The organism is Streptomyces triculaminicus (genome assembly GCF_017349075.1).
Classification (GTDB): Bacteria; Actinomycetota; Actinomycetes; order Streptomycetales; family Streptomycetaceae; genus Streptomyces; species Streptomyces triculaminicus.
Window position 1 is genome coordinate 33,135 of the sequence record NZ_JAFMOF010000009.1, and the last position, 9,319, is coordinate 42,453.

Below are 9,319 nucleotides of genomic sequence, written 5' to 3' on the forward strand. Positions count from 1 at the left end.
GGTCAGCGCCTGTCCTCCGCGTCGAGCGCCTCGTCGAGGGTGATGGCGGCCATGATGAGGGACAGATGGGTGAACGCCTGGGGGAAGTTGCCCAGTTGCTCCCCGCTCGGACCGACCTCCTCGGCGAACAGCCCGACGTGGTTGGCGTAGGTCTGCATCTTCTCGAAGGCGTAACGGGCCTGGGACAGCCGCCCCGCCCGGGCCAGCGCGTCGACGTAGAGGAAGGTGCACAGACTGAACGTGCCCTCCGAGCCGCGCAGCCCGTCCGGCGACGCCGCCGGGTCGTAGCGGTAGACAAGGCTGTCGGAGACGAGCTTTCGATCCATCGCGTCAAGCGTGGAGAGCCAGGCCCCGGCCCGGGGAGCGATGAACCCGACCCTGGGCATGACCAGCAGTGAGGCGTCCAGGACGTCGCCGTCGTAGTGCTGGACGAAGGCGCGCTCCTTTTCGCTCCAGCCGCGTTCCATGACCTGCTCGAACACGGCATCCCTCGCCCCCCGCCACCGTTCCAGGTCGGCGGGCCTGCGGAAGTATTCGGCCAGGCGCAGCCCGTGGTCGAAGGCGACCCACGACATCACCCTGCTGTAGGTGAAGTTCTTGCGGCCGCCGCGGGTCTCCCAAATGCCCTCGCCCGGCCGGTCCCAGTGGTCGGCGAGCCAGTCCAGTGTCCTGGTGAGTGCCTGCCATCCCTCGAAGCTCGTCTGCTGCGCGATCTCGCGCCCCTGGGAGATCGCGTAGAGGGCCTCGCCGTAGATGTCGAGCTGGAGTTGGTCGGCGGCGCCGTTGCCGATGCGGACGGGGAAGGAGCCGCGGTAGCCCTCGAAGTGATCGAGTGTCTCCTCCGGCAGGTCGGGATCGCCGTCGATCCGGTACATCGTCTGGAGCGGCTCGCCCTCCTTGCCCTCGCGCTCACGCAGCCTGTCCACCAGCCAGTGGACGAAGGCGGTGGCCTCGTCGGCGAAGCCGAGGTCCAGCATGGCCCGCACGGACAGTGAGCCGTCGCGTACCCAGGTGAACCGGTAGTCCCAGTTCCGCTCGCCGCCGACCTGCTCGGGCAGGCCCGTGGTGGCCGCCGCGACCAGGGCGCCGGTGGGGGCGTAGGTGAGGAGCTTGAGGGTGATGGCCGAGCGGTGCACCAGCTCGGGCCACCGCCCCCGGTAGCGGGACTGGCGCAGCCATTGATGCCAGAACCGGGCGACTTCCTCCATCTGTGCGGCGAGCCCGTCGACCGTGGGGGGTGCGGGTGCCTCGCCGTCGGACGCGCAGACGGTGAACACGGCGCCGCCGGACTCTCCGGAGTTCAGCGTCACCCTTCCGCGCACGTCCTGGCCGTCCCGCTCCAGCGGGAAGGTGGACTGCAGGTGCGCGTCGAGCCCCGGGGCCCGGAACAAAGCGCCGTTCTCGCCGAGCTCGAGTTCGTGCCCGGCCCGGCCGTAGTCGAAGCGCGGCCGGCATTCGAGGGTGAAGTCGACCGTCCCCCGCACGGCGCGGACCAGGCGGACCAGGGTGTGCCGGTCGGTGGCGGTGCGGGTCCGGTCCGGGGGCATGAAGTCGACCACCTCGCCCACGCCGTCCGGTGACATGAACCGGGTCACCAGGATCGCGGTGTCGGGGTAGTAGAGCTGCTTGCAGGTCCCGTCGGGGTGCTCGGGAGCCAGCCGCATGTACCCGCCGCCGTCGTGGTCGAGGAGCGCGGCGAAGATGCTGGGGGAATCGAACCTGGGAGCGGCGAACCAGTCGACGACGCCCTGTGACGAGACGAGCGCGGAGGTCTGCAGATCGCCCACCAGGCCGTGCTCGGCGATGGGAGGGTAGCGGTCCATGGCTGCTCCGAAGTCTCGGGAGAGGCCCCCTGTGTCCACTATCCGGCGACCCGGTGGGCCTTGCCACGCCGCTGCGGTCGACGACCGTACGCCCAGGGGCGCCGCCGCCGGCGACGGCGATCCGCGGCGAGCACTCGTACGGCGCAACGGCGGCTGCCGGGGCACCGTAGCCGGGGCTTGGCCGTGCGGCCGAAGCGACCGCGGCCGCGGACCCGAGGTACCGCACTCGGTCCGTCGTCCGCCCTCCCGGCGGGCGTTACTGACCGGGGTCGGCCGGGTACAGCTGGGCCCCGACCCGGTGCACAGGCACCGCGGCGCCTCGGTGCAGCGCCGGCGGAGCGACGGAGGTTGTGCATGGAGATGATCCACATCCGACTGGTGAGCCCCCCTGATCTCACGCCTCGGGCAGTCGGGCTGTTGAGCGGCGACCGCTACGTCTTCAATCTGACGGTCCTTCCCGGACTGGCACGCAACCCCGACGGCGACGCGGTCGAATGCGACATCCTGGCGGGCGCGGCCAACGCCGTGCTGCGCGGTCTGCGCGAGCTGGAACTCGACCGCCGCGGATCCATCATCATCGAACCGGTCGGGATGGCCTTCTCCGGCACCGCGGCCGAGGCGGAGAAGCAGCAGCTCGGGGCGCTCGCGCACGCCCCCGTCTGGGAGGAGGTCGAAGCACGCATCCGCGCCGAGGGCACCTATCTGCCGAGCTTCTACGTCTACCTGGTCATCGCAGGCGTCATCGGGGCGGTGGGAATCATCACCAACTCTCAGATCCTGATCGTCGCGGCGATGGTCGTCGGACCGGAGTACGGCGCCATCACGAGTGTCGCCCTGGGCATCGACCGTGGCAACCGCATCAGGATCCGGCAGGGCCTCTCCGCCCTGACCGCGGGATTTCTGCTGGCCGTCGTGGTGACCTTCCTGTTCTCATGGACGATCCGGGGCCTCGGCCTCCAGCCCGAGGCGTTCGACCTGGGCATCAGACCGGTCTCCACACTGATCGACGCCCCCAACAGCTTCTCGGTCGTCGTCGCGGTCCTGGCCGGCATCGTCGGGATCATGTCGCTGACGCAGGCCAGGACGAGCGCGCTGTTCGGCGTCTTCATCTCGGTCACCACCATCCCCGCCGCCGCCGACATCGGCGTCTCCTGCGCGTTCTCCAGCTGGAGCGAGGCGCGCGGATCCCTGATCCAACTCCTCCTCAACATCGTGCTGCTGATCATGGTGGGCGTGCTGATGCTCCGATTCCAGCGGGCCGTCTGGCGGTACATCGGCCGGCGCAGCGGGCGCTCCGGCGGGAGATGAAGCCACCGCCGCCGTCCAGGGAGCGTCACACCACCCGTGCGCCGAACGGGCCGGCCCCGCAGCCGGGCGCAGCGGTGGCTCCGCCTCCTGTGGTCCCGGTGGGCGAACGTGCCGGGCGATCGCGCCCGCGCGAACGTGTCGCGCTTGACCGGGCAGGTGCGGGGCCGCACGCTCCCGACGAGGGGGCCAGGACCGCGGGCCACCGTTGCGCCCATGCCCGAGGACGCCGGTCGGGCGGACCGAGGAGGCCACAGGTGCAGGAGAGCCGCACCGGACGACAGCTGACCCTGCGCCATGGTGTGCACAGTGCGGTCGTCGTCGAGCTGGGCGCGGCGCTCCGGACGTACGCGGTCGGAGAACGCACCGTGGTCGACGGATTCGCCGCACACGACCTGATCACCGGCGGGCGCGGCCAGATCCTGGTGCCGTGGCCCAACCGGATCCGGGACGGCCGCTACCGTTGGGATGGGCAGGACCACCAGGTGCCGCTCACCGAGCCGGCAAGCGGCAACGCCATCCACGGACTGCTCCGGTGGACTTCGTGGCAGGTCATGGAGGCGAGCGACAGCCGGGCCGTCCTGGAGGTTTCGCTGTGGCCACAGCCGGGCTACCCATTCCGTCTCCACCTCCGCGCCGAGTACGCCCTGGGCGAGGGCGGCCTCGAGGTCGCCGTCACCGCGCGCAATCTCGACGCGCGTGCCGCCCCCTACGGCTTCGGCCAGCATCCCTACGTCACGGCGGGCACCGAGGTAGTCGACGAGTCGGTGCTGACCGTCCCCGCCCGGACGTGGCTGCGCACCGACGAGCGTGGCCTGCCGGTGGCCGCCGAGCCGGTCGCGGGGACGCCGTACGACCTGCGGACACCGCAGACCGTCGGAGCACGTCGACTGGACACCCCCTTCGGCGACCTCGACCGGGACACGGACGGGCGGGCCGTGGTTCGCCTGGCCCATCCGTCGGGTGCGTTCGGCACGGACGTGTGGCTCGGCGAGGGAGCCGACTACGTGCAGCTCTACACCGGCGACACCCTCCCGCCGGGGGAACGCCGCCGCGCGGTCGCCGTCGAACCCATGACCTGCCCGCCGGACGCCTTCCGCAGCGGCACGGCTCTCATCAGCCTCGGCCCGGGCGAGCGGCACACCGTCCGGTGGGGGATCACGCCATGGGGGGAATGAAGGCACGGTCATGGCCCGCGCCCTGATCCCCATCGGGCCCACCACGCGGCGAAGGGGCGACCTGTGACGACGGATCAGGTCCTCATCGGAGTGGGCCTGACCCTCGTGCTCGCGGTCGGCTCGCAGATCCTGGCGAGCCGCCTGCGCATCCCCGCCCTCATCGTCCTGCTGCCGACCGGCTTCGCCGCCGGCGCACTGATCGACGACGTCAACCCCGAGCGGCTGTTGGGAGCGGCATTCTCACCGCTGGTGTCGCTGGCCGTCGCTGTGATCCTCTATGACGCGGGCCTCGGGCTGGACCTGGCGAGGATGAGAGGCCACAGGCGCCGCGTCGTTTTCAGGCTGATCTGTATCGGGGTACCGATCACATGGCTGCTCGGCGCGCTCCTCGCCGCGCCTTTGCTGGGCATGTCCCAGCAGGCGGCCGTCATGATCGGCGCGATCCTCGTGGTCTCGGGACCGACGGTCGTCGGACCGCTGCTCAGCTTCGTGCGCCCGAAGGACCGGCTCCAGCACATCCTTGTCTGGGAAGGCTCCCTCATCGACCCGGTCGGAGGCATTCTGGGAGCACTGGTCTTCCACGCGGTCGCGGCCGGCACGAAGCACCACTTCTACAGTGCGGCTGCGGACTTCCTGACCAGTGTGGGCATCGGAGCGGCCGGCGGAGTGGCCGGGGCGGCTCTGCTGTGGGGGCTGTTCCGGGCGCTGCGGCCCGGTGAGGTGCTCGGCACCACGGCGCAGCTCGCAGCGGTGATCGGGGTGGCGGCGCTCTGCGATGTCCTGCGCGAGGACACGGGACTCATCGCCGCCGTGATGATGGGCCTGGCCGTCGCCAACCTCCCCGGCTTCGACATCCCGGCGCGCCGGCCGTTCTTCGAGACCCTGGTAACCCTGATCCTGGGCCTGCTCTTCATCTCCATCTCGGCCACCGTCACCCCACAGTCGCTGCGCCATGTGGGGCTACCCGCGCTCGGGCTCGCCGCCTTTCTGGTGCTGGCCGTCAGGCCGATGGTCGCTGCTGTGTCCACCCTCGGCACGGATCTGACGCGCGGCGAGAGAGGCTTCATCAGCTGGATGGCGCCGCGCGGCATCGTCGCGGCCGCCACCGCGTCGACGTTCTCGGCCGGCCTCGTGGCCAAGGGGATCGGCGGGGCATCGAAAATCCTCCCCGCCACATTCGTGGTCATCGTCGCGACTGTGACGCTCTACGGGCTGACCGCCTCGCCCGTGGCCAGGCGCCTGGGCGTCGTGCGCCCCTCCCGCTCGCGTCCGCTGCTGGTCGGTGGTGACCCGTGGGTGGTCGACCTCGGTGTGGCCCTGAAGTCGGCGGGGTTGGAGGTCGTGATGTGGGCGGGGCAGGAGCAGCAGCGCGAACGCATCAGACAGGCCGGGATCGAGCTTGCGCCAGGTGAACTACTGGCCGCCGTCACGGGCCAGGTCCCAGAGCTGGAGGGCATCACGGCGGTGTTCTTCCTCACCGCCGAGGACGACTTCAACGCACTGGCGGCAACGATTCTGCGCGGCAGCGTGGAGGGGGTGGTACACCACCTTGCCGCACCGCCCGAGAGCCACGGCGTGGTGGCGCCCTTCGTCAGTGGCGAGGTCCTGTTCGGCGCGGATCTGACGGGGCCGACGTTTTCCCGCAGATACAAGGAGGGGGCGGCCGTCCTGGCGCGGCCCGCCGGCGCTGCTCTGCCGCCTGGTGGCGACCTGCTGTTCCTGGTACGCCCGGACGGCCGCCTCGATCCGGTCACGGACGCCGGCACGCCGTTGCCCGGGCCGGGGGACACGGTTGTTCTGCTGGCCCCCGGCGGGCGAGGTACCGCGCGAACGCCGGAGTAGGCCGGCCGCTGCTCATGCTCATGCCGCATGAGTGCGGTCCGCACGGATGTGGGGCCGGCCTGGAGGGAGCCCCGTGCCACCCGCTTGGGCGGCTTGGGAATGCCCGTGGGATGACGGCGTGCCAGGGTGGGAAACGCCGCCTGGAGCGGGTGATGCGGCGATCGGGGTTCGCTGAGGACAACCGGTGAAGCCACGTCTCGGGTCCGCGTCGCGAGGAGGCGAGGCGCATGCCGGACGCCAGGACAGGCCCCACGGACGCGTCACCGCCGGATCCGTTCACGATCCTCCGGAGCCGCAATTACGTGGTGCTCCTGGTGATGGCCGCGGTGGTCGGAGTACCGGTGACCGCGGCGGCGTTCGGCTTCCTCGCGCTGGTCGCCAAACTCCAGCCGATGCTCTACACCGATCTGCCCAAGGCGCTGGGGCTCCACGACACGCCGCCTTGGTGGCCGCTGCCCCTGCTCGGCATCGGGGGACTGCTCGTGGGGCTCACGGTGCAATACCTGCCGGGGCATGGAGGCCACGAGCCGACGGCCGGCTTCAAGCCCCGAGGCACGCCCACACCGATCGAGCTTCCTGGTATCTTCCTCGCCGCCCTGGCGACTCTGGCCTTCGGCGCGGTGCTCGGACCGGAAGCGCCCCTCATCGCTCTCGGCGGCGGACTGACCGCGGGCGCCGTGCGCCTCGCCAAACGTGATGTCCCGGAGCGGGCGAGCGCGATGATGGCCGCGGCGGGCAGTTTCGCGGCGATCAGCTCTCTGCTGGGATCGCCCCTGCTCGGAGCGTTCTTCCTGATGGAGGCCTCGGGGCTCGGCGGACCGATGCTGGCCCTGGTCCTGGTGCCCGGCCTGCTCGCTGCGGGCATCGGCGCGCTCGTCTTCATCGGCCTGGGATCCTGGACCGGGCTGGGCACATACTCGCTGGCACTCACCGACCTGCCCGAGGCCGCGACACCGACAGCCGCGGAATTCGGCTGGGCGCTTGTCATCGGGCTGTCGGCCGCCATCGCGGGCGTGGGCATCCGGTGGCTCGCCGTTCGCCTGAAGACGCACGTCGAACGCCGACGTGTGCCGGCCACGGTGGTCATGGGCCTGGTCGTGGGGGGACTGGCGATCGGTTATGCGGAGAGCACCGGTAAGCCGGAGACCGATGTGTTGTATTCGGGCCAGTCGGCGCTGGGACCATTCCTCGCGCACAGCACCGCGTATTCGATCGGAGCACTGTCGCTGCTGGTGCTGTGCAAGGGCCTGGCCTACTGCGCTTCGCTCAGCAGTTTCCGGGGAGGCCCCATCTTTCCCTCGATGTTCGTGGGCGCGGCGGGCGGCATCCTGCTCTCCCACCTCCCGGGGCTGTCCCTCGTCGCGGGGTTCGCCACGGGCGTGGGAGCGATGAGCGCCGCGATGCTCAGACTTCCGCTGACCTCGGTCCTGCTGGCCACCCTGCTGCTCGGGTCACAGGGGCTCACCGTCATGCCGTTGGTGATCGTCTCGGTCGTGGTCTCGCATGTCGTGTCCGCCAGGCTCACACCTCCTCCTCCCTGAAGCCGGAAGGGAATTCGGGGCCGAGCCGGCAGCAGTCCTGAGACCGTGTCTTTCTGCCGCCTCCGGCACCGCCACCGACTTCACCCGACCCTCCGCCCTCGCAAGGGACCTCTTGATGGGGTTCCTGAAATTCCCCGCCCTCTGCCTATGGTTTTTCCCGGGCCTTGCTTCCCCGTGGTTTCCCGGTCCGGGCCGGGTTGTCGGGGATGCGGTGCGTTACTCCTCGTACTGGATGCCGTAGGGGGCGGCGATGGGGTTGAGCTCGGCGGGGTTGAAGGTGCCGTCGGGGTTGTGGGTGGCGGGTCCGGCTTCGGTGAGGTCTTCCAGGTAGCACTCCCAGCCGCCGGGTGAGGAGATCTGCAGTACGCGGGGCGGTATGTCGGTGGCGCGGCTCAGTGCGTGCGGGACGCCCTTGGGCAGGAGGATGAAGGACCCGGCGGGGACGGTGAGGTCTTCGCCGTCGAAGTGCACGCCGAGTTCGCCTTCCAGGACGTAGATCATCTCGTCCGCGAGGTGGTGGGTGTGCCGGGGAATGTCACGGGCCAGGGTGACTTCCAGCAGGGACAGGCGGCCTTCGGTGTCTTCGGTGCGTGCCTTGAGCTGGAAGGGCGGGGGCAGGGAGACGCGGCCGGGCCTGCGCTCGCCGGGCAGCAGCTTGATGAATCGCTCGTGTGACATGAGGGTCCTGTCTCTCGGTGCCGGGGGAGAGGGTGTCTCGGGCGGTGGTTCACCGGTCGGGGTCGGCGGCCTGGAGCACCTCGGTCAGCCGGGTCAGGGCGGCCACGACCTGCTCGCGGTCCTTGCCGAGGCCGGCCAGTAGCTCGACCTCGCGCTCCAGCAGGCGGGGGAAGAGCGTGTCGATGGCCTGTGCGCCCGCCTCGGTGATGACGACCTCCACCGACCTGCGGTCCGCCGCGCTGGGGGTGCGCCGGATGTAGCCGCGCTCCTCCAGGCGGGCCAGGCTCTTGCTCACCGCCACGCGCGAGATCCCCAGATGTGCGGCCAGACGGCGGGCGATGACCGGCCCCGACGCGTGCCGCAGCGGAATGAGCAGGTCCAGTTCCGGCGCCGTGACCGGCGCCGCCTCATGCAGTGGACGCAACGCCCGTTCATGCAGCGTGTGAACCCGCCGGATCAGCGCGATCACCTCCATCGGGGAGGTGTCCATGTCCGGATGCTGCGCCGTCCACCGCGCACGCATGTCCTCAAGGGAAGGAAGCACACCCAACCAATCGTTAACCAGTGAACAGTTGGTTTCACTATAGGCCACTCGGGTTGCCGTCTCCGGACCGGGTGCCGCCCAAGCGATCGCCCAATCCGGCGCGCGGAAGCGGGAACCGGCAGAACCTGCAGGTTTGTTGACCGGACGGCCAGGTGGGGGACAGGAGCGTCAGTGCGGAATTTCAGGGATCCTCATCGTCCTGCCCGCCGTCGAGGGTTCTGCTCAGCCGCCGGATGGGTCGGCGAGTTGTCGTTGGTGGTGGGTATGCCGGCCGGCCATGGCGTTGTCGGGGGGCGCGGGTGGTGGCTGAGCCGGGGTGGTGTCACTCCTCGAGTGCTGCCGTCATGTGGTCGAGGTCGGCGAGGAACTGGGCGAGGCGTCGGGCGGGGACGGCTTGGGTCATGCGCT

At 70.4% G+C, this 9,319-nt stretch carries 7 protein-coding genes; 4 read left to right on the forward strand and 3 right to left on the reverse strand.

Annotated features, from left to right (window positions below; all coding sequences use genetic code 11):
- Positions 1–2: 2 nt before the first annotated feature.
- A complete protein-coding gene (locus J1792_RS33370) occupies positions 3–1,823 on the reverse strand; it encodes a glycoside hydrolase family 15 protein (RefSeq protein ID WP_086566166.1) in 1,821 nt (606 codons plus the stop codon).
- Between the two features lie 354 nt (positions 1,824–2,177).
- Here J1792_RS33370 and J1792_RS33375 point away from each other — a divergent pair, with 354 nt between their 5' ends.
- From J1792_RS33375 to J1792_RS33390, 4 genes are all read left to right on the forward strand, one after another.
- Positions 2,178–3,131 carry a DUF389 domain-containing protein gene (locus J1792_RS33375; protein WP_086566165.1) on the forward strand — a complete coding sequence of 318 codons (954 nt, stop codon included), beginning with the start codon at positions 2,178–2,180 and terminating at the stop codon, positions 3,129–3,131.
- Between the two features lie 254 nt (positions 3,132–3,385).
- The gene (locus J1792_RS33380) at positions 3,386–4,306 is read left to right on the forward strand and encodes an aldose 1-epimerase family protein (protein WP_207248961.1); all 921 of its coding nucleotides are present in this window, start codon (positions 3,386–3,388) and stop codon (positions 4,304–4,306) included.
- 63 nt (positions 4,307–4,369) lie between these two features.
- Positions 4,370–6,148 (forward strand): cation:proton antiporter, encoded by a 1,779-nt coding sequence (locus J1792_RS33385; RefSeq protein ID WP_207248962.1) that lies wholly within the window; start codon positions 4,370–4,372, stop codon positions 6,146–6,148.
- A gap of 227 nt (positions 6,149–6,375) precedes the next feature.
- On the forward strand, positions 6,376–7,689 hold the full coding sequence (locus J1792_RS33390; RefSeq protein WP_086566162.1) for a chloride channel protein: 1,314 nt from the start codon (positions 6,376–6,378) through the stop codon (positions 7,687–7,689).
- 216 nt (positions 7,690–7,905) lie between these two features.
- On the opposite strand, the gene J1792_RS33395 is transcribed toward J1792_RS33390, so the two are convergent.
- Positions 7,906–8,367 (reverse strand): cupin domain-containing protein, encoded by a 462-nt coding sequence (locus tag J1792_RS33395; protein WP_086566161.1) that lies wholly within the window; start codon positions 8,365–8,367, stop codon positions 7,906–7,908.
- 49 nt (positions 8,368–8,416) lie between these two features.
- Positions 8,417–8,857 carry a MarR family winged helix-turn-helix transcriptional regulator gene (locus J1792_RS33400; protein WP_242647051.1) on the reverse strand — a complete coding sequence of 147 codons (441 nt, stop codon included), beginning with the start codon at positions 8,855–8,857 and terminating at the stop codon, positions 8,417–8,419.
- Positions 8,858–9,319: the final 462 nt, after the last annotated feature.

Excerpts from the sequence above, each read along its gene's own strand:
- J1792_RS33370 (WP_086566166.1), bottom strand. The coding sequence starts at position 1,823 with ATGGACCGCTACCCTCCCATCGCCGAGCACGGCCTGGTGGGCGATCTG.
- J1792_RS33400 (WP_242647051.1), bottom strand. The coding sequence starts at position 8,857 with ATGGACACCTCCCCGATGGAGGTGATCGCGCTGATCCGGCGGGTTCAC.
- J1792_RS33395 (WP_086566161.1), bottom strand. The coding sequence starts at position 8,367 with ATGTCACACGAGCGATTCATCAAGCTGCTGCCCGGCGAGCGCAGGCCC.
- J1792_RS33375 (WP_086566165.1), top strand. The coding sequence starts at position 2,178 with ATGGAGATGATCCACATCCGACTGGTGAGCCCCCCTGATCTCACGCCT.
- J1792_RS33390 (WP_086566162.1), top strand. The coding sequence starts at position 6,376 with ATGCCGGACGCCAGGACAGGCCCCACGGACGCGTCACCGCCGGATCCG.